General features: G+C 44.1%; 18 protein-coding genes and 1 pseudogene. 17 read left to right on the forward strand and 2 right to left on the reverse strand.

What is annotated here, in order from left to right; translation table 11 throughout:
• Positions 1-109 precede the first annotated feature (109 nt).
• From citZ to coaE, 9 genes and pseudogenes are all read left to right on the forward strand, one after another.
• On the forward strand, positions 110-1,228 hold the full coding sequence (citZ, locus tag AC4CV5_RS11345; protein ID WP_166849747.1) for a citrate synthase: 1,119 nt from the start codon (positions 110-112) through the stop codon (positions 1,226-1,228).
• Between the two features lie 164 nt (positions 1,229-1,392).
• Positions 1,393-2,664 (forward strand): NADP-dependent isocitrate dehydrogenase, encoded by a 1,272-nt coding sequence (gene icd / locus AC4CV5_RS11350; RefSeq protein WP_490922795.1) that lies wholly within the window; start codon positions 1,393-1,395, stop codon positions 2,662-2,664.
• A 43-nt stretch (positions 2,665-2,707) separates the two neighbouring features.
• On the forward strand, positions 2,708-3,646 hold the full coding sequence (mdh, locus tag AC4CV5_RS11355) for a malate dehydrogenase (RefSeq protein ID WP_166849753.1): 939 nt from the start codon (positions 2,708-2,710) through the stop codon (positions 3,644-3,646).
• Positions 3,647-3,857: 211 nt separating this feature from the next.
• Entirely contained in the window at positions 3,858-4,580 is a 723-nt protein-coding gene (gene phoP / locus AC4CV5_RS11360) for a two-component system response regulator PhoP (protein ID WP_222143324.1), read from the forward strand.
• On the forward strand, positions 4,573-6,312 hold the full coding sequence (phoR, locus tag AC4CV5_RS11365) for a sensory box histidine kinase PhoR (RefSeq protein WP_222143323.1): 1,740 nt from the start codon (positions 4,573-4,575) through the stop codon (positions 6,310-6,312). The genes phoP and phoR overlap by 8 nt, the downstream gene beginning before the upstream one ends.
• Before the next feature lie 242 nt (positions 6,313-6,554).
• Complete coding sequence (gene polA / locus AC4CV5_RS11370) at positions 6,555-9,197, forward strand: DNA polymerase I (protein WP_222143322.1); 2,643 nt, start codon at positions 6,555-6,557, stop codon at positions 9,195-9,197.
• 22 nt (positions 9,198-9,219) lie between these two features.
• On the forward strand, positions 9,220-10,050 hold the full coding sequence (gene mutM, locus AC4CV5_RS11375) for a DNA-formamidopyrimidine glycosylase (protein WP_222143321.1): 831 nt from the start codon (positions 9,220-9,222) through the stop codon (positions 10,048-10,050).
• A gap of 147 nt (positions 10,051-10,197) precedes the next feature.
• Positions 10,198-10,848: pseudogene (gene ytaF / locus AC4CV5_RS11380) on the forward strand (sporulation membrane protein YtaF); the annotation flags it as partial.
• Positions 10,849-10,863: 15 nt separating this feature from the next.
• Positions 10,864-11,457, forward strand: a complete 594-nt coding sequence (coaE, locus tag AC4CV5_RS11385) for a dephospho-CoA kinase (protein WP_166849786.1) — start codon at positions 10,864-10,866, stop codon at positions 11,455-11,457.
• Positions 11,458-11,495: 38 nt separating this feature from the next.
• On the opposite strand, the gene ytbE is transcribed toward coaE, so the two are convergent.
• A complete protein-coding gene (gene ytbE, locus AC4CV5_RS11390) occupies positions 11,496-12,338 on the reverse strand; it encodes an aldo/keto reductase YtbE (RefSeq protein WP_166849789.1) in 843 nt (280 codons plus the stop codon).
• A 23-nt stretch (positions 12,339-12,361) separates the two neighbouring features.
• Positions 12,362-13,552 (reverse strand): MFS transporter, encoded by a 1,191-nt coding sequence (locus tag AC4CV5_RS11395; protein WP_222143319.1) that lies wholly within the window; start codon positions 13,550-13,552, stop codon positions 12,362-12,364.
• 182 nt (positions 13,553-13,734) lie between these two features.
• Here AC4CV5_RS11395 and AC4CV5_RS11400 point away from each other — a divergent pair, with 182 nt between their 5' ends.
• From AC4CV5_RS11400 to ytxC, 8 genes are all read left to right on the forward strand, one after another.
• Positions 13,735-14,115: a winged helix-turn-helix transcriptional regulator gene (locus AC4CV5_RS11400; RefSeq protein WP_003229458.1), complete on the forward strand. Its 381-nt coding sequence runs from the start codon at positions 13,735-13,737 to the stop codon at positions 14,113-14,115.
• 207 nt (positions 14,116-14,322) lie between these two features.
• Entirely contained in the window at positions 14,323-15,345 is a 1,023-nt protein-coding gene (locus tag AC4CV5_RS11405; RefSeq protein ID WP_166849792.1) for a glyceraldehyde-3-phosphate dehydrogenase, read from the forward strand.
• Positions 15,346-15,583: 238 nt separating this feature from the next.
• Entirely contained in the window at positions 15,584-15,964 is a 381-nt protein-coding gene (gene speD, locus AC4CV5_RS11410) for an adenosylmethionine decarboxylase (RefSeq protein WP_003223584.1), read from the forward strand.
• Positions 15,965-16,245: 281 nt separating this feature from the next.
• Complete coding sequence (nrdR, locus tag AC4CV5_RS11415) at positions 16,246-16,704, forward strand: transcriptional regulator NrdR (protein WP_019259145.1); 459 nt, start codon at positions 16,246-16,248, stop codon at positions 16,702-16,704.
• 114 nt (positions 16,705-16,818) lie between these two features.
• On the forward strand, positions 16,819-18,240 hold the full coding sequence (gene dnaB / locus AC4CV5_RS11420; protein WP_166849812.1) for a replicative helicase loading/DNA remodeling protein DnaB: 1,422 nt from the start codon (positions 16,819-16,821) through the stop codon (positions 18,238-18,240).
• Positions 18,241-18,267: 27 nt separating this feature from the next.
• Positions 18,268-19,203, forward strand: a complete 936-nt coding sequence (gene dnaI, locus AC4CV5_RS11425) for a primosomal protein DnaI (protein WP_456520420.1) — start codon at positions 18,268-18,270, stop codon at positions 19,201-19,203.
• A 33-nt stretch (positions 19,204-19,236) separates the two neighbouring features.
• Positions 19,237-19,878, forward strand: a complete 642-nt coding sequence (locus AC4CV5_RS11430; RefSeq protein ID WP_166849819.1) for a TVP38/TMEM64 family protein — start codon at positions 19,237-19,239, stop codon at positions 19,876-19,878.
• 78 nt (positions 19,879-19,956) lie between these two features.
• Positions 19,957-20,802, forward strand: coding sequence for a putative sporulation protein YtxC (gene ytxC, locus AC4CV5_RS11435; RefSeq protein ID WP_373923776.1), 846 nt, complete (start codon positions 19,957-19,959; stop codon positions 20,800-20,802).
• Positions 20,803-21,006 lie beyond the last annotated feature (204 nt).

Consider the following 21,006-nt stretch of genomic DNA (forward strand, 5'->3'; position numbering starts at 1 on the left):
AGCATTTTCTTTTTGGGGGAGAGAAATACTTGCATCATGCTTTTTAAGTAAGCCTCATGTTTTTACAACACTCTTAAAGGGGAAATTTATTTAAAAGGAGATGTTATATATGACAGCGACACGCGGTCTAGAAGGGGTTGTAGCAACAACATCATCTGTTAGTTCTATTATTGATGATACCCTTACATATGTGGGGTATGATATCGATGATTTAACAGAGAATGCAAGTTTTGAAGAAATCATCTACTTGCTTTGGCATTTAAGGCTGCCAAACAAAAAAGAGCTTGATGAGTTAAAGCAGCAGCTTGCAAAGGAAGCTGCAGTTCCGCAAGAAATTATTGAGCACTTCAAATCATATTCCCTCGAAAATGTTCATCCCATGGCTGCTCTTCGGACAGCAATTTCATTACTAGGCCTGCTTGACAGCGAGGCTGATACCATGAACCCGGAAGCCAACTACAGAAAGGCGATCCGCCTTCAGGCAAAGGTGCCTGGCCTGGTTGCAGCGTTTTCCAGAATCCGCAAGGGTCTTGAGCCTGTTGAACCAAGAGAAGACTACGGCATTGCCGAGAATTTTCTCTACACTTTAAACGGTGAAGAGCCTTCGCCAATTGAGGTCGAAGCCTTCAACAAAGCATTGATTTTACATGCTGACCATGAGTTGAACGCGTCAACATTCACAGCAAGGGTCTGCGTCGCAACACTTTCTGATATCTATTCAGGCATTACTGCCGCAATCGGCGCACTGAAGGGGCCTCTTCACGGCGGTGCAAACGAAGCAGTCATGAAAATGCTGACAGAGATCGGCGAAGTGGAGAATGTAGAACCTTATGTTCGCGCCAAGATGGAAAAGAAAGAAAAAATCATGGGATTTGGCCATCGCGTGTATAAGCACGGCGACCCGCGCGCGAAGCATCTGAAAGAAATGAGCAAGCGCCTGACCAACCTGACAGGCGAAAGCAAATGGTATGAGATGTCGATTCGCATAGAAGAAATCGTCACATCAGAGAAAAAGCTACCGCCTAACGTTGATTTCTATTCGGCTTCAGTTTATCACAGCCTCGGTATTGACCATGACTTGTTCACACCGATTTTTGCTATAAGCAGAATGTCTGGCTGGCTTGCTCATATTCTTGAGCAGTATGATAACAACCGACTGATCCGTCCGCGGGCAGATTACACAGGCCCTGATAAACAAGCATTTGTTCCGATTGAAGAAAGAGCCTAAAGAACCATTGGAGGCTGGCTTGCGTTAATGAGGTTAGCCTCTTGTTCAGAACATCAAAAGTGGTTTACAATTTAGATTGAATGTTGAGAAAAATCATTTTGTTTTCTATATAAGAAAAATAAAATGTTTTCTAAATATGAATTACATACTGGGAGGTTTTTATTGTGGCACAAGGTGAAAAAATTACAGTCTCTAACGGAGTATTAAACGTACCAAACAACCCGATTATCCCGTTTATCGAAGGAGACGGAACCGGTCCTGATATTTGGAACTCGGCTTCGAAGGTTTTGGAAGCAGCAGTTGAAAAAGCATACAAAGGCGAAAAGAAAATTACGTGGAAAGAAGTTTATGCCGGAGAAAAGGCTTATAATAAAATAGGTGAGTGGCTTCCTGCTGAAACATTAGATGTGATCCGCGAATATTTCATCGCGATTAAAGGCCCGTTAACGACACCTGTCGGCGGCGGGATCCGATCATTGAACGTAGCGCTCAGACAAGAGCTTGACCTATTCGTCTGCTTAAGACCTGTAAGATACTTTACTGGAGTGCCGTCACCGGTAAAACGCCCTGAAGATACTGATATGGTCATCTTCCGTGAAAATACAGAAGATATTTACGCTGGCATCGAGTACGCAAAAGGCTCTGAAGAAGTGCAAAAGCTCATCAGCTTCCTGCAAAATGAGTTAAACGTCAACAAAATCCGTTTCCCTGAGACATCAGGTATCGGCATTAAGCCTGTTTCTGAAGAAGGAACAAGCCGTTTGGTCAGAGCTGCCATTGATTATGCGATCGAGCACGGCCGCAAATCTGTAACGCTTGTTCACAAAGGAAACATTATGAAGTTCACAGAAGGCGCCTTCAAAAACTGGGGCTATGAACTTGCTGAAAGAGAATACGGCGAAAAAGTCTTCACATGGGCTCAATATGACCGCATTGCTGAAGAACAAGGAAAAGACGCTGCCAACAAAGCACAAAGCGAAGCGGAAGCAGCAGGCAAAATCATTGTCAAAGACAGCATTGCTGACATCTTCCTTCAGCAGATCTTAACGCGTCCGAACGAATTTGATGTTGTTGCAACAATGAACCTGAACGGAGATTACATCTCTGACGCTCTTGCTGCGCAAGTCGGCGGAATCGGCATTGCTCCTGGAGCGAACATCAACTATGAAACAGGACATGCGATTTTCGAGGCGACGCACGGAACGGCTCCTAAATATGCAGGCCTTGATAAAGTAAACCCATCTTCAGTTATTCTTTCAGGCGTTCTGCTTCTTGAGCACTTAGGATGGAACGAAGCGGCTGATTTGGTTATCAAATCTATGGAAAAAACAATCGCTTCTAAAGTCGTAACTTACGATTTTGCCAGATTAATGGACGGCGCGACCGAAGTAAAATGTTCAGAGTTCGGACAAGAACTGATTAAAAACATGGACTAAGCAAGGAAACAGCCTAAAACTAGTCATAAAGGAGAAGAGAGACATGGGAAATACTCGTAAAAAAGTTTCTGTTATCGGAGCAGGTTTTACCGGAGCGACAACTGCATTTTTAATCGCTCAAAAAGAGCTGGCAGACGTTGTTCTTGTTGACATTCCGCAATTGGAGAACCCGACAAAGGGAAAAGCGCTTGATATGTTTGAAGCAAGCCCAGTTCAAGGCTTTGACGCAAAAATTACGGGTACATCCAATTACGAGGATACAGCGGGTTCTGACATTGTTGTTATTACAGCCGGTATCGCAAGAAAACCTGGTATGAGCAGAGATGATCTAGTCTCTACAAACGAAAAAATTATGAGAAGCGTTACACGAGAAATCGTGAAATATTCTCCTGACTCTATCATTGTGGTGCTGACAAATCCTGTTGATGCAATGACATACGCGGTGTACAAAGAATCAGGTTTCCCTAAAGAGCGCGTAATCGGCCAGTCTGGTGTGCTTGATACGGCAAGATTCAGAACATTTGTGGCAGAGGAATTAAACCTGTCAGTGAAAGATGTGACTGGTTTCGTTCTTGGCGGGCACGGTGACGATATGGTACCGCTTGTGCGTTATTCTTATGCCGGTGGCATCCCGCTTGAAACTCTCCTTCCGAAAGAACGGATTGACGCAATTGTGGAGCGCACCAGAAAAGGCGGAGGCGAAATCGTGAACCTTCTTGGAAACGGAAGCGCGTATTATGCGCCTGCGGCTTCTCTGACAGAAATGGTCGAAGCGATCTTGAAAGATCAGCGCCGCGTCCTTCCTACAATTGCTTATCTTGAAGGGGAATATGGCTATGAAGGCATCTACCTTGGTGTTCCTACAATTGTAGGCGGCAATGGACTTGAGCAAATCATTGAACTTGAACTGACAGACTATGAAAGAGCACAGCTGAATAAATCAGTTGAATCAGTCAAAAATGTCATGAAAGTATTATCTTAATAAAAAGAGAGAAAGGCTTGCTTGATAGAGCCTTTCTCTTTTTACTATAAATGAAAGCGTTATCATTCACTTCTTTATTTCTTTTAAAAATGATGTAAAAGGCGAATTGTCGGAATGTCCTGCTTTCGCTAAAATAAAATCATGAAACATGTTAAGATGACATAAAATAGAGAAATAGGATGTCGGGGAATTATAATACTGGAGGCACAGCATGAACAAGAAAATTTTAGTTGTGGATGATGAAGAATCTATTGTTACTCTTTTACAGTACAATTTGGAACGGTCGGGCTATGATGTCATTACTGCCCCGGATGGGGAAGAAGCACTCAAAAAAGCGGAAACAGAGAAGCCTGATTTGATTGTGCTTGATGTGATGCTTCCAAAACTGGACGGAATAGAAGTATGCAAGCAGCTGAGACAGCAAAAACTAATGTTTCCGATTTTAATGCTGACAGCGAAAGATGAGGAATTCGACAAAGTATTAGGGCTTGAGCTTGGTGCTGATGATTATATGACCAAGCCGTTCAGTCCAAGGGAAGTAAATGCAAGAGTCAAAGCGATTTTAAGGCGTTCGGAAATGGCTGCGCCCTCTAGTGAAATGAAAAACGATGAAATTGAAGGTCAGATCGTAATTGGCGATCTGAAAATCCTGCCTGATCATTATGAAGCGTACTTTAAAGAAAATCAGCTTGAGCTGACACCGAAAGAATTCGAACTGTTGCTCTATTTGGGCAGACACAAAGGCAGAGTGCTGACGAGAGATCTTCTGTTGAGCGCTGTCTGGAATTATGATTTTGCCGGGGATACGAGAATTGTTGATGTACATATCAGCCATCTCCGCGACAAAATTGAAAACAATACTAAAAAACCGATCTATATTAAAACAATTAGGGGATTGGGGTATAAACTGGAGGAGCCAAAAATGAATGAATAAATACCGTGTGCGCCTTTTTTCTGTACTCGTTGTCTGTATGATTCTGGTGTTTAGTGTCCTCGGGCTGTTTTTGCAGCAGCTCTTTGAAACATCTGACCAAAGGAAAGCAGAGGAACACATTGAAAAAGAAGCCAAATACATGGCTTCGCTTCTTGATGCCGGCAATCTGAATGATCAAGCAAATGAGAAAATCATTAAAGATGCAGGCGGCGCGCTTGATGTGAGCGCATCCGTTATCGATACAGACGGCAAGGTGCTGTACGGGTCAAACGGGAGAGCAGCAGATTCTCAAAAGGTGCAAGCGCTTGTTTCTGGCCATGAGGGTGTTCTTTCTACAGCGGATAACAAGCTTTATTACGGACTTTCGCTTAGAAGCGAAGGTGAAAAAACTGGATATGTGCTGCTTTCTGCCTCTGAAAAAAGTTACGGCTTGAAAGGCGAAATGTGGGGAATGCTGACTGCCAGTCTTTGTACCGCTTTTATCGTCATTGTTTATTTTTATTCCAGTATGACCTCACGTTATAAAAGGTCGATTGAAGCAGCGACAAACGTAGCAACAGAACTGTCCAAGGGAAATTATGATGCCAGGACATATGGCGGCTATATCAGGCGTTCTGATAAGCTTGGCCGTGCAATGAACAGCCTTGCCGTTGATCTGATGGAAATGACGAGAACGCAGGAAATGCAGCGGGACCGCCTGCTGACAGTCATTGAAAATATCGGCTCCGGGCTGATTATGATTGATGGAAGAGGCTTTATCAATCTCGTGAACAGGTCTTACGCCAAGCAATTTCATATCAATCCGAATCAGATGTTGCGCCGTCTTTATCATGATGCATTTGAACATGAAGAAGTGATCCAGCTTGTCGAAGACATTTTTATGACGGAGACAAAGAAATGCAAGCTGTTAAGGCTTCCGATCAAGATTGAACGGCGTTATTTTGAAGTGGACGGCGTTCCAATTATGGGTCCGGACGATGAATGGAAAGGAATTGTGCTCGTTTTCCATGACATGACGGAGACGAAGAAATTAGAGCAGATGAGAAAGGATTTTGTGGCTAATGTTTCTCATGAGCTGAAAACGCCGATTACGTCCATTAAAGGGTTTACGGAGACGTTATTGGACGGGGCGATGGAGGACAAAGAAGCGCTCTCTGAATTTCTCTCCATTATTCTAAAGGAAAGTGAAAGGCTACAGTCTTTGGTTCAGGATCTTCTCGATCTCTCAAAAATCGAGCAGCAAAATTTCACGCTAAGCGTCGAAACGTTTGAACCAGCCAAAATGCTTGCTGAGATTGAAACGCTTCTTAAGCATAAAGCAGATGAGAAAGGCATCTCCTTACAACTGAATGTCCCGAAAGACCCGCTATATGTATCGGGAGACCCGTACAGGCTGAAACAGGTATTTCTTAATCTCGTAAACAATGCGTTAACGTACACGCCTGAAGGAGGCTCTGTAACTATCAATGTAAAGTCCAGAGAAAAAGACATTCAGATTGAAGTTGCCGATTCCGGAATCGGAATTCAGAAAGAAGAAATTCCTCGCATCTTTGAACGTTTTTACCGCGTAAATAAAGACAGAAGCAGGAATTCGGGCGGAACCGGCCTGGGCCTTGCGATCGTAAAGCATTTAATAGAGGCTCATGAAGGGAAAATCGATGTCACAAGCGAGCCAGGACGGGGAACGGTCTTTACAGTGACGCTAAAACGGGCCGCTGAACAGTCCGCCTAATGTTTACAAAGGTTTAACAATATCTTCATGCACTGTTAAACCTATGCTGGTAGGATGTAGTAGAACCCCTTCATCCAAGGAGCCAATTTTGACGGCGGGAACCAATTTGTGTTCCCGTCCTTTTTTGTGTCTTCTCCTCAGTTTACGTATTTTCCTTTCAAATTGAACTTTGTTAAAATAAGAGGAGCTAATGATTATGTAAGAGATGAATGGAAGCCTGAAGCTTCTTAGGAGGATATTGAATGACGGAACGAAAAAAATTAGTGCTTGTAGACGGAAACAGTCTGGCTTACCGGGCGTTTTTTGCATTGCCGCTGTTAAGCAATGATAAAGGTATTCATACGAATGCCGTATACGGCTTTGCAATGATTTTAATGAAGATGCTTGAGGATGAAAAACCGACGCACATGCTCGTTGCATTTGATGCCGGGAAAACAACATTTCGTCACGGCACATTTAAAGAATATAAAGGCGGCAGACAGAAAACCCCGCCTGAGCTTTCCGAACAAATGCCATTTATCCGCGAGCTGCTGGATGCCTACCAGGTGAGCCGCTATGAGCTGGAACAATACGAAGCCGATGATATTATCGGCACACTTGCCAAATCGGCTGAAAAAGACGGATTTGAAGTAAAGGTTTTCTCAGGAGATAAGGATTTAACTCAGCTGGCAACAGACAAAACAACAGTTGCCATTACGCGAAAAGGAATTACCGATGTTGAATTTTACACACCGGAGCACGTCAAAGAGAAATATGGGCTTACGCCTGAACAAATCATTGACATGAAAGGCCTGATGGGCGATTCCTCGGATAATATTCCGGGTGTGCCCGGCGTAGGAGAAAAGACAGCGATAAAGCTTTTAAAACAGTTCGATACCGTGGAAAAGCTGCTGGAGTCCATTGACGAGGTGAGCGGAAAGAAACTGAAGGAAAAGCTTGAGGAATTTAAGGATCAGGCATTGATGAGCAAGGAGCTTGCTACGATCATGACGGATGCGCCGATTGAGGTATCCGTTTCCGGCTTGGAATATCAAGGATTTAATCGTGAACAGGTGATTGCCATCTTTAAAGACCTTGGATTCAACACGCTTCTTGAACGTCTTGGGGAAGACAGTGAAGAAGCAGAGCAGGATCAGGCGTTAGAAGAAATTAAAGTCGAAACCGTCACAGACGTAACAAGCGAAATGTTGGTTTCTCCATCCGCGTTTGTCGTTGAACAGATTGGCGACAATTATCATGAAGAGCCGATTCTCGGATTTTCGATCGTAAATGAAACGGGATCTTATTTTATTCCGAAAGACATTGCTGTGGAGTCTGAGGCGTTTAAAGAATGGGCGGAAAATGACGAGCAGAAGAAATGGGTTTTCGACAGCAAGCGGGCTGTTGTCGCTTTGCGCTGGCAGGGCATTGATCTGAAAGGGGCGGAATTTGATACGCTTCTTGCAGCTTATATCATCAATCCGGGCAATTCATATGATGACGTTGCGAGTGTGGCCAAGGATTACGGCCTGCATATCGTATCAAGCGACGAATCGGTTTACGGCAAAGGAGCAAAACGGGCGGTGCCGTCAGAAGATGTACTGTCTGAGCACCTTGTCCGAAAAGCGTTAGCGGTTCAAAGCCTCCGGGAAAAGCTCGTTCAGGAGCTGGAGAACAACAATCAGCTTAAACTGTTTGAAGAGCTCGAAATGCCGCTTGCGCTTATTCTCGGCGAAATGGAATCAACTGGCGTCAAGGTCGATGTGGACCGTTTAAAACGGATGGGTGAAGAACTGGGTGCGAAGCTGAAGGAATATGAAGAAAAAATCCATGAAATTGCAGGAGAGACGTTTAATATCAATTCTCCGAAACAGCTCGGCGTCATCTTGTTTGAAAAGATCGGCCTGCCTGTCGTGAAAAAAACAAAAACAGGCTATTCAACGTCTGCAGATGTACTGGAAAAGCTGGCAGACAAGCATGATATTGTCGACTATATTTTGCAGTACAGACAAATTGGCAAGCTTCAGTCGACATATATTGAAGGGCTTTTAAAGGTGACGAGACCGGATTCGCATAAAGTGCACACACGCTTTAACCAGGCTTTAACGCAAACAGGCCGTCTCAGCTCGACTGATCCGAATCTGCAAAACATTCCGATCAGGCTTGAAGAAGGGCGTAAAATCCGCCAAGCTTTTGTTCCGTCTGAAAAAGACTGGCTCATTTTTGCAGCCGATTACTCACAAATTGAGCTGCGGGTGCTTGCCCATATTTCAAAGGATCAAAATCTTATCGAAGCTTTTACAAATGATATGGATATTCATACGAAAACGGCAATGGATGTATTCCATGTTGCCGAGGATGAAGTGACATCTGCGATGAGACGCCAGGCGAAAGCGGTCAACTTTGGCATCGTATACGGCATCAGCGATTACGGGCTGTCACAGAACCTTGGCATTACCCGGAAGGAAGCCGGAGCATTCATCGACCGCTATTTGGAAAGCTTCCAAGGCGTAAAAGCGTACATGGAAGATTCAGTTCAGGATGCGAAGCAAAAAGGATACGTGACAACGCTCATGCATCGCCGCCGCTACATTCCTGAGCTGACGAGCCGAAACTTTAATATCCGCAGTTTTGCGGAGCGGACGGCGATGAATACGCCGATTCAAGGAAGCGCCGCTGATATTATAAAAAAAGCCATGATTGATATGGCTGCCAAGCTGAAAGAAAAACAGCTGAAAGCAAGACTGCTGCTTCAAGTACACGATGAATTGATTTTTGAGGCGCCGCAGGAAGAAATTGAAATTCTTGAAAAGCTTGTTCCTGAAGTGATGGAGCATGCGCTTGCATTAGATGTGCCGTTAAAGGTGGACTTTGCATCTGGCCCATCTTGGTACGATGCGAAATAAACAGAGATAGGAAGTGATGGATGTGCCGGAATTACCAGAGGTTGAAACGGTCCGGCGCACTCTGACCGGGCTTGTAAAGGGAAAAACAATCAAATCGGTAGAGATCAGATGGTCGAATATCATCAAACGGCCTGCCGAACCGGAGGAATTTGCGCGAAATCTAGCAGGAGAAACCATAAAGTCTATCGGAAGACGGGGAAAGTTTTTGCTGTTTCATTTAGATCATTATGTCATGGTTTCCCACCTTCGAATGGAAGGGAAATACGGGCTTCATCAGGCGGAGGAGCCAGACGATAAACACGTGCATGTCATATTCACGATGACAGATGGAACCCAGCTTCGTTACAGGGATGTGCGGAAGTTTGGAACCATGCACTTATTTAAACCGGGAGAGGAAGCGGGCGAGCTCCCTCTTTCTCAATTAGGGCCGGAGCCGGATGCAGAAGAATTTACGAGTGCATATTTAAAAGAACGGCTTGCCAAAACAAACCGTGCTGTCAAAACCGCCCTACTGGATCAAAAAACAGTTGTCGGACTCGGGAACATTTACGTGGATGAGGCTCTTTTCAGAGCGGGTGTCCATCCTGAGACGAAAGCAAATCAATTATCAGACAAAACAATCAATACACTTCACGCTGAAATCAAAAACACCCTGCAGGAAGCGATTGACGCAGGCGGCAGCACAGTCCGTTCGTATATCAACTCCCAAGGGGAGATCGGAATGTTCCAGCTGCAGCATTTTGTGTACGGAAAAAAAGACGAGCCGTGCAAAAATTGCGGAACGATGATTTCAAAAATTGTCGTCGGAGGCAGAGGCACGCATTTTTGCGCGAAGTGCCAGAAAAAAAAGTAGCATAATGCTTCATCGTCCAAGCTGTCGGTGCATATATCAGTAACTCTGTAATAGAGGATGCCATTTTCGAAACACGGATTTTTCACTTTTCCATATATATGTTGTGATGAATCCCGGGCATTTTACATCTGATACAAGAGCACCAACAGAAAGGAAGAAACGGATATGCAAATGGTTTCTATACTGCTGCTGGCGTTGGCTGTCAGCTTGGACAGTTTTTCAGTCGGATTTACGTACGGATTGAGAAAAATGAAAATACCGTTTAAAGCGATTTTGGTTATTGCCTGCTGTTCCGGTGCTGTCATGTTTATATCCATGCTGATCGGAAGCTTTCTCACAAAGTTTTTTCCTGTATATGTAACGGAGAAGCTTGGCGGTTTAATATTGGTCGGAATCGGTGTATGGGTTCTGTATCAATTTTTCAAACCGGCAAAAGACAAAGAATACTTATTGCATGAAAAAACACTGCTTAATTTAGAGGTTCGGTCATTAGGGATTGTCATTCATATTTTGAGAAAACCTATGAGTGCGGATATTGACAAATCGGGTGTGATCAATGGAATTGAGGCGGTCTTATTGGGATTTGCCTTATCGATTGATGCCTTCGGAGCAGGTATAGGCGCAGCCATTCTCGGTTTTTCCCCGATTGTGATGAGCATTGCCGTGGCAATCATGAGTTCGCTGTTTGTATCAATTGGAATCAATGCCGGCCATTTTCTGTCTAAGTGGAAATGGATCGATAAAATGGCGTTTTTGCCGGGGCTTCTGCTGATCACGATTGGGCTCTGGAAATTGTAAAAAGGAGTGGATCTCTTGACCTTAGTCATTGGTTTAACGGGAGGGATAGCTAGCGGCAAAAGCACGGTAGCCAATATGCTGATTGAAAAAGGAATAACAGTTATAGATGCAGATATCATTGCAAAACAAGCGGTAGAAAAAGGGATGCCGGCCTACCGGCAAATCATTGACGAATTTGGTGAAGACATTCTGCTCCCAAACGGTGATATAGATAGAAAAAAGCTTGGGGCACTGGTTTTTACAAATGAACAAAAGCGTCTTGCTTTAAATGCAATTGTTCATCCCGCAGTCAGGCAGGAAATGCTTAAGCGCCGTGATGAAGCCATTGCAAATCGGGAGGCATTTGTTGTATTAGATATCCCGCTATTGTTCGAAAGTAAATTGGAATCATTAGTTGATAAAATTATAGTGGTCAGTGTCACAAAAGAGCTTCAGCTGGAACGTCTGATGAAGCGAAACCAGCTGACGGAAGAAGAAGCGGTCAGCCGAATCAGCGCTCAAATGCCTTTAGAGGAAAAAAAAGCAAGAGCAGATCAAGTCATCGATAACAGCGGCACGCTCGAAGAGACCAAACAGCAGATTGATGAAATTATCAACAGCTGGGCATAATACAAAACACCGTTCAATATGAACGGTGTTTTTTGTCATTAAAAATCAAAGTTGTCTGGGTCAGGGCCGACGCGCAGGTTTTCATTCAGCGCATCGATTCGGTTCATGTCCTCCTGTGTTAACTCAAAGTCAAACACGCTGGCATTTTCTTTAATGCGGTGTTCCTTCGTTGATTTAGGAATCGTAATGATGCCATGCTGCAGATCCCAGCGCAAAATGATTTGTGCTACAGATTTGTTATATGTTTGAGCGATGTCTGCTAAGACAGGGTGATCCAGCAGCTGTCCCTGCATTAAAGGTGACCAAGCTTCCATCTGGATGCCTTGTTTTTGGCAGTATGCCATCAGCTCTTTTTGTGTAAGACGCGGGTGAAATTCCACTTGGTTGATCATAGGCTTGATTTCAGCAGCCGTCATCAGGTCTTCAAGATGATGGATTTGGAAGTTACTCACGCCGATTGCTTTGACACGGCCTTCTTTATATAGAGCTTCAAGCGCTCTCCACGCTTCTTTATATTTTCCCTCTACAGGCCAGTGGATAAGGTATAGATCTAAATAATCCAGACCGAGTTTTGACAGGCTTGTTTCAAATGCGGCGAGTGTTTCCTCGTAGCCTAAATCCGCATTCCATACTTTTGAAGTAATAAACAGATCCTCTCTTGAGATGCCTGCTTCTTCAATGCCTTGCCGAAGCCCTTCTCCGACTCCAGCTTCATTTCCGTAGATAGCGGCAGTATCAATACTGCGGTATCCATGAACAATGGCGGTTCTAATGGCGTTTACCAGTTCAGATCCTTCTTCCACTTGGAATACGCCGAGGCCGAACCAAGGCATTCTTACTCCGTTATGAAGTGTTGCTGTTGCTTGTAAATGTGTTGTCATGTTGATTTCCTCCTTTAAAATTGTCAGGCTTCCTGCTGATCCCGTTTTTCCATCAAGCGGCTCAAGCCTGTTAAGATGACTGCGCCGACCACCATTAATCCGCCGATCCAAGCGGTATGAATCAATCCGATTGAATCGGTGATCACACCTCCAAGATATGAGCCAAGCGCAATCCCTGCATTAAAGGCAGCGATATTCATCGCGGATGCGACGTCAACTGCACTTGGGACAAAACGCTCAGCCAGCATGACGACATACACCTGAAGGCCGGGCACATTCATAAAGGCCAGCAATCCCATACAGAGAATGGTGATGAGGCCTGCTGTTTGATATGGAGCCGTAAATGTCAGCGTAAACAGAACGAGTGCCTGTACGATAAACATATAAAATAAAGCGGCAATTGGATTTCGATTTGACAGCTTTCCGCCCATCATATTGCCGATTGCAATGGCAATTCCGTATCCGAGCAGGATTACTGCAACAGTTCCGGCTTTGAAGCCTGTTACTTCCTGAAGCAGTGGAGACAGGTACGTGAATACAACGAATGTTCCTCCGTATCCAAGAGCTGTAATGACAAATAAAAGTAATAACCGGCCGTTTGTCACAAGCTTCATTTGATCCCGCATCGTTGTTTTCGTCCCTTTTCGTAATTTGGACGGGACAAGAATGCCATTGGTAATGAAAGCAATGATTCCGACTGCGATAATGACCATAAAGGCAAAACGCCAGCCGAGCTGCTGGCCGATAAACGTGCCGAAAGGAACTCCGGTTACTGTTGCTACAGTGAGGCCTGTAAACATGATCGAAATTGCGCTAGCCCTTTTATCCTCTGGGACAATATCCGCTGCGATGGTCGAACCGATCGACATAAACACACCGTGAGAAAAAGCTGATATCACACGTGCTGCTAATAATATCCCGATGCTTGAAGCGGTAGCTGCCATCGTATTCCCGGCAATAAAAATCAACATGATCCAAAGCAATAGCGTCTTACGTGACATGCCTGAGGTCAATGAAGTTAATATAGGCGCACCGAATGTAACGCCAAGCGCATAAAGGGAAACGGTCAATCCCGCTGTTGTGACAGGAATGTCCAGGTCATCAGAAATTAGCGGCAAAAGGCCGACGCTGATAAATTCGGTTGTTCCTATGGCGAATGCACTTACGGCCAAAGCCAGGAGTGCAGGAATGCTGCTTTTATTGGCTGAAGTCATCATGTTCCTCCTTTGTGTAATGTGTTGTATGATTGAAATTCTGCCGAGTAAGCTATATAAATAAAAAGAGCAGATTCAAATCAGCCGGCAAATGTGATTATGAAAGATATCGTCAAAAAAGAAAAGTACGTACTTTTAAGTGCTATAGTCACTTTTTGGTGCCTGTAAGGAGAATGAACGGTATGGAGAAGAAAAAATATAATATCTCTGTGGAAGCGACTCTTGAAGTGATCGGCGGGAAATGGAAATGCGTCATTTTATGCCACCTGACGCACGGAAAAAAACGCACGAGTGAATTAAAGCGCCTGATGCCTAACATCACGCAAAAAATGCTGACCCAGCAGCTGCGTGAGCTCGAAGCGGACGGTGTCATTAACCGGATCGTGTACAATCAGGTTCCTCCCAAAGTGGAATACGAGCTCAGCGAATACGGCCGCAGCTTAGAAGGGATTTTAGACATGCTGTGTGCTTGGGGAGCGAATCATATCAACAGAGTGTACGGGGATACATTTTCTGTATTAGAAGAAAGTGTGCTCAATGATAAGTTAAAACAGGAATCATAAAAAAATGAGAGCAGTCAGTGCGGAGCGCTGGCTGTTTTTTTGGTTCTTACGCCTAATTTTGTGTGCAAGAAAACATATAATGCATCATAAATTAGCGTTGTAATCGTTGATTTTTATCAATATGTACTGGCGAATTCGATTTAATGTGTTATACTAATTACAGATGACAACAAATTAGAATGGCATAATTGATAAGGGGTGTCCAACATGAAGGTAAAAGTAGCGATCAACGGGTTTGGAAGAATCGGAAGAATGGTTTTTAGAAAAGCAATGTTAGACGATCAAATTCAAGTAGTGGCCATTAACGCCAGTTATTCTGCAGAAACGCTGGCTCATTTAATAAAGTATGACACAAATCACGGCAGGTACGACAAAGAGGTTGTGGCTGGTGAAGACAGCCTGATCGTGAATGGAAAGAAAGTGCTTTTGTTAAACAGCCGTGATCCCAAACAGCTGCCTTGGCGGGAATATGATATTGACATTGTCGTTGAAGCCACAGGGAAGTTTAATTCAAAAGATAAAGCGATGGGTCATATTGAAGCGGGTGCGAAAAAAGTCATTCTGACTGCTCCGGGAAAAAATGAAGACGTTACCATTGTGATGGGAGTAAATGAGGACCAATTCGACGCCGACCGTCATGTCATTATTTCAAATGCATCATGCACGACTAACTGCCTTGCGCCTGTTGTAAAAGTGCTGGATGAACAATTTGGCATTGAGAGCGGGCTGATGACCACAGTTCACGCATATACGAATGACCAGAAAAACATTGATAATCCTCACAAAGATTTGCGCCGGGCACGGGCATGCGGTGAATCCATCATTCCGACGACAACAGGAGCGGCAAAGGCGCTTTCGCTCGTGCTGCCGCATCTGAAAGGAAAGCTTCACGGCCTTGCCTTGCGTGTCCCTGTTCCGAACGTCTCACTGGTTGATCTCGTTGTCGATCTGAAAACAGATGTAACGGCTGAAGAGGTAAACGAGGCATTTAAACGGGCTGCCAAAACTTCAATGTACGGCGTTCTTGATTATTCAGATGAACCGCTCGTTTCGACTGACTATAATACAAATCCGCATTCAGCAGTCATTGACGGGCTAACGACAATGGTAATGGAAGACAGAAAAGTAAAGGTGCTCGCATGGTATGACAACGAATGGGGCTACTCATGCAGAGTCGTTGATCTGATCCGCCATGTAGCGGTACGAATGAAACATCCGTCTGCTGTATAAAATAAGGTCATGGACGCTTTTTGAAGAAAAAACCCTTAACAGCATATTTCTGAAAAAACGCACCTTGCAAATTAGACTTAAACACAGTATACTATTTTTCGTGAACTTCTTGCTTGAGACTGTTTCGGAATTACTTAAAGGGTTAGGACCTCTCCGGACTAACTTTCCCCCGTGGTAAATGGCCGACCCAGTTGTTGGAATTTCACTTTTTAATTCTTGTTAAGGGGGGTCCATGACTATGGAAACAATGGGGCGTCACGTTATCTCCGAGCTATGGGGATGCGATTTTGATAAGCTGAATGACATGGATTTTATTGAAAAAACGTTTGTAAATGCTGCTCTAAAATCAGGTGCTGAGGTGCGCGAGGTTGCATTTCACAAATTTGCACCGCAAGGCGTAAGTGGAGTTGTGATTATTTCTGAATCACACTTAACAATTCACAGTTTTCCTGAGCACGGATATGCGAGCATTGATGTTTATACTTGTGGAGACTTAGATCCTAATGTTGCTGCTGACTATATCGCAGAGGCATTACATGCTGATACAAGAGAAAACATTGAAATACCAAGAGGAATGGGGCCTGTGCAAATTAAACAGGCGCAAGCGAAAGTACTATAGTTAATACGAACACAAAGGGAGCTGAAGCTAAAAGCCATTATGCGCTTTTTAGCTTATGCTCCTTTTATTTTTATAAAGAAACAAAGGGAAACAAAGGCAGTCAGCTTTTTCTTTTTTCATTTTTTTTGTAAAATAAGAAAGAGATTTTCACAAACCACCTGATGCTGTAGATACAGTTTTACACAACGGCTCTCCCGACAGATGCTGTCACATCTATTTTAAAAAGGCGGAGGCTGCCGAAAATACATTGCAGGGAACGAAATAGTTGGGAGCTGATTTTATTGAAATGTCCTTCATGCCAGCATAATGGAACGCGAGTCCTTGATTCACGGCCTGTGGATGACGGAAAATCGATTCGCCGAAGACGCGAATGTGAATCCTGCCACTACCGGTTTACGACCTTTGAGAAAGTGGAGGAAACCCCGCTCATCGTCGTAAAAAAAGAAGGTGTGCGTGAGGAATTCAGCCGAGAAAAAATGCTGCGCGGCCTCATAAAAGCATGCGAAAAAAGACCTGTTTCACTCAAAATGCTTGAAGACATGTGCTTTGATATTGAAAAAGAACTTCGCAATCAAGGCTGCTCTGAGGTGAAAAGCGAGCTTGTCGGAGAAATGGTGATGGACCGGCTGGCCAAGATTGATGAAGTCGCATATGTGCGGTTCGCGTCAGTCTATCGGCAGTTTAAAGATATAAACGTCTTTATCGACGAATTAAAAGACTTAATAAAGAAAGAGCGTTAAAAGAGCTAAGAGGATTCTTCTAGCTCTTTTCTCATGTGCAAAATTGGCATTTGATAGATATGAGAAACGGTGTAAAATGAAAGGTAGAAACAAATTCGGAAGGTTTGAGAATGTATGGCTGACTATTGGAAAGATGTACTGCCTGTAGATCCGTATGTGGTCAAAAGCAGATCGATGCTGCAGGATATAGACAGACAAATTATCACACAACTGTATCAGCCCTTAATCGGCCCTGTTGCATTCTCTCTTTATATGACATTATGGGGAGAGCTTGAACAAAACCGTTTGTGGGGCGGAGAGTCCACACATAGACAGCTGATGGGGATGACACAGTCCAACTTAAAAACGATCCATCAGGAACAGGGGAAGCTCGAAGGCATCGGATTGCTGAAAGTATATATGAAGGAATCCGAGCGGCAGGAGCGCCTCTTTATATATGAACTCCTTCCGCCGCTCAGGCCAAATGATTTTTTTGAAGATGGAATGCTGAATGTTTTTCTGTACAATAGAGTCGGAAAAACAAAATATCAGCAATTGAAACAATTTTTCACGCACCCGGCCATTTCAGAAGATGCGAAGGACATTACGCGGCCGTTTAATCATGCGTTTGAATCGCTGCAGCCGAGTGAATGGAAGCTCACATCTGATATGGAGGAAACGGTGAGACTTGCGCAGGGTGCAGAGTATACTTCTGTCGGACAGGCTCCGTCCTACACCATAACAGAGGATGTGTTTGATTTTGATTTATTTTTAGCGGGTCTATCTGAGACGATGATTCCGAGAAAAGCGATGACCCAGCAGGTGCGGGACACAATCAAAAAGCTTTCTTATCTTTACGGCATAGATCCTTTGCAGATGCAAAATGTCGTGATGAGCGCGATTGATGAGCGTGACGTCATTACAACGGAGGCTTTACGAAAAGCGGCCAGTGACTGGTATCAAATCGAAAGAAACGGCCAGCTGCCTGACTTAGTGGAAAAAACACAGCCGGTGCATCTGCGTGAAGGCGAAAAACCGGCGGAAGGGGAATCACTGGACGGAAAGCTGATTGCATTGCTTGAGACGATTTCTCCGAAGAAGCTTCTCCAGGACATTGCCGACGGAACAGAGCCGTCAAAAGCTGATCTGAAAATCATAGAAGAAATTATGTTTGAACAGAAGCTCGAGCCCGGCGTTACAAATGTGTTAATTTATTACGTCATGCTGAAAACCGACATGAAGCTGTCGAAAAACTATATCCAAAAAATCGCGTCGCATTGGGCGCGCAAAAAGGTAAAAACGGTCAGAGAAGCGATGAAGCTTGCGATAGAAGAAAACCGCCAATACCTTGAATGGGCTGAAGGAAAAGCAAATCAGCCTTCGAAACGAAACCAAAAAGTGATTCGCGAAGAAAAACTTCCTGACTGGATGAAAGAAAAGCAGCCAGCGTCCGAGTCAGAGTCCGGACAGCAGAAGCTGCAACCGCAGGATTTGGAAGAACAGAAGAAAAAGATGATGGAAGAAATGGAAAAACTGAAAAAATACTCTGCCTATTAAAGACAGAGATGCGGGGTGAAGTAATAGATGGAACCAATCGGCCGTTCCCTGCAAGGCGTAACCGGCAGACCGGATTTCCAAAAACGTCTTGAACAAATGAAGGAAAAAGTCATGAAGGATCAAGATGTTCAGGCATTTTTGAAGGAAAACGAAGAAATGGTTGATCAAAAAATGATCGAAAAGAGCTTAAATAAGCTTTATGAATATATCGGACAAAGCAAGAAGTGCTCCTATTGTTCAGAAGATGAAGATTGCAACAATCTGTTGGAGGGCTACCATCCGAAGCTTGTTGTCAATGGCCGTTCTATAGATATCGAGTACTATGAATGTCCTGTCAAACGGAAGCTAGACCAGCAGAAAAAACAAAAATCTCTTATGAAAAGCATGTATATCCAGCAGGACCTTCTCGGCGCGACATTCCAGCAGGTTGATATCAGTGATCCGAGCAGGCTCGCGATGTTCCAGCATGTTACGGATTTTCTGAAAAGCTATAATGAGACGGGAAAAGGGAAAGGACTGTATTTATACGGGAAATTCGGGGTAGGAAAAACGTTTATGCTTGCTGCGATTGCCAATGAACTGGCTGAAAAAGAGTATTCCTCCATGATCGTATATGTGCCCGAATTTGTGAGAGAGCTCAAGAATTCGCTTCAAGACCATTCATTGGAAGAGAAGCTCAATATGGTTAAAACAACACCTGTATTAATGCTTGATGACATCGGAGCGGAATCAATGACGAGCTGGGTAAGGGATGAAGTCATCGGAACGGTGCTTCAGCACAGAATGTCCCAGCAGCTGCCGACGTTCTTTTCTTCTAATTTTTCACCTGATGAGCTAAAGCATCATTTTACGTATTCGCAAAGAGGAGAAAAGGAAGAAGTAAAAGCGGCAAGACTGATGGAGCGGATATTATATTTGGCTGCTCCAATCCGTCTTGACGGAGAAAACCGCCGCCATCCGTAATCGCTGCGGTTCAAAGGGGAAGGAACTGAGTGTATGAAACGAAAAACCGCTCTTAAATGGCTGACAGTGCTGGCCGTTGCAGGTTTAATCTTTTGGGGAAATAAAAGGTATTTGAATCTATCACCGAAAGAGATCAGGGTTTGGGTATTATCGTTCGGGGTCTTTGCACCGCTGATGTTTATCGGGATATCCATCGTCAGACCTCTTGTTTTATTTCCCGTTTCTGTTATTTCTATAGCGGGCGGACTTGCGTTTGGCCCGCTTCTCGGCACGCTTTATACGTTATTCGGTTCGATGTGCGCCTCAGCTGTATCGTTTTTTGCGGCCGGTTTGTTTGCGGCGAAAAAGAACGGCCATTACGAGAAGCTGGAAGCCATTCAGAAGCAAATGGAGGATAACGGATTTTTTTATATCTTTCTTCTGAGGATCCTGCCGATTAATTTTGATTTCGTCAGTTATGCGGCAGGTCTTTCCAATGTCAAAGCGCTGCCGTATTTTGCGGCGACGGCCGCGGGAATCATCCCTGGGACCATTGCGCTTAATGTGCTGGGGGCGAGCTTTTTGGCTGGAAATCTGCCCGCTTTCTTTATGGTGCTCGTATTGTATATCGTGTTTATCTCGCTGCCGTTTATCTTCAGAAAGAAAATGCAAAACTTGTTCCAGGAATCAAATTAAGATTTGCCAATGACCTTTACGTCTATTTTAAAAACATCCCCCATATACTTGTAACAGATGCCGTAAGGGGGGACAAACATGCTTGAAATAATCTTTGAAGATGACCATGATGCAGCCGCTTTTTTACATCTCATTCAGCATTCGGACGATCGGAACAATATTATTGTCCGTGAAGGCATACGAAAAATCGGGATTGAAAAAGCGAAGCCGGCTTTCTCTATTCAGCGTTTTATGGAGCCGATTCTGGTCAAATTTTTTTTAGAATGCAAAGAAGACGAACATATGCTGTCATTGATTGAGGGAACATACTGCTTCACGGACCAGGATGAACAGCAGCAAATCCTGCAGCTCGCACACAGTATTATTGAAGGAGAAGCGGACGATCTTCCGTTTGAGCCGCTAAAGCTTTCGCGAAAACAATCTATTTTGGATGAACTCCAAACGATCTGTTTAGAGGAAGGCTTATTTTCCATTCGTTCTTTTCAGACCTTCCGACTCGGACAATACTACAAGCAGCTTAGAGACATTACGGAAGCGGCGATAGATGAATATAAGATGGAACAGGAATATCAAAATTTTATTCAAACACTCAGAGACTATGTAACAGCCAAACAGCCGCGAATCAAAAAGGTGCATATTGTCCATGATGGTTCTTTTACATTATGGGAACTGCGCTATGTGCCGGAACGGGAAAAGATGAAATACATAGACAGGCGATTTGTCCGCGATCATCCTATGTACATTGATTCTCATTTGCTCGCACCCCTGATTTCCATTGCGCCTGATGAAGTGGTGCTTTATACCGACCAGCCCGAGCACATGATGGCAAGGACCATTCAAAACGTATTTCAAGAGAGAGTGGAAATGCTTCCGCTGCACGCTTTTTCAGACGCAGAAATACCGGTGAAGCACTCGGAAGGATAAGGGCCGGCAGCCTGTATATATAAGGCTGTCGGTTTGAAAAAAAGGAAATACGCTCGTGTTGATTTTTTGGATTGAACAATTTATAATACATAGGAGATTAAGAAAGACACACGTATTGATAAGGACATGAAGGAATGATACCGGCTCAAAGAGAGGGAAGCCAAGGCTGCAAGCTTCCCAGCTAAGGACCATTCACTTTACCGC

It is taken from the genome of Bacillus sp. NS1 (genome assembly GCF_058248265.1).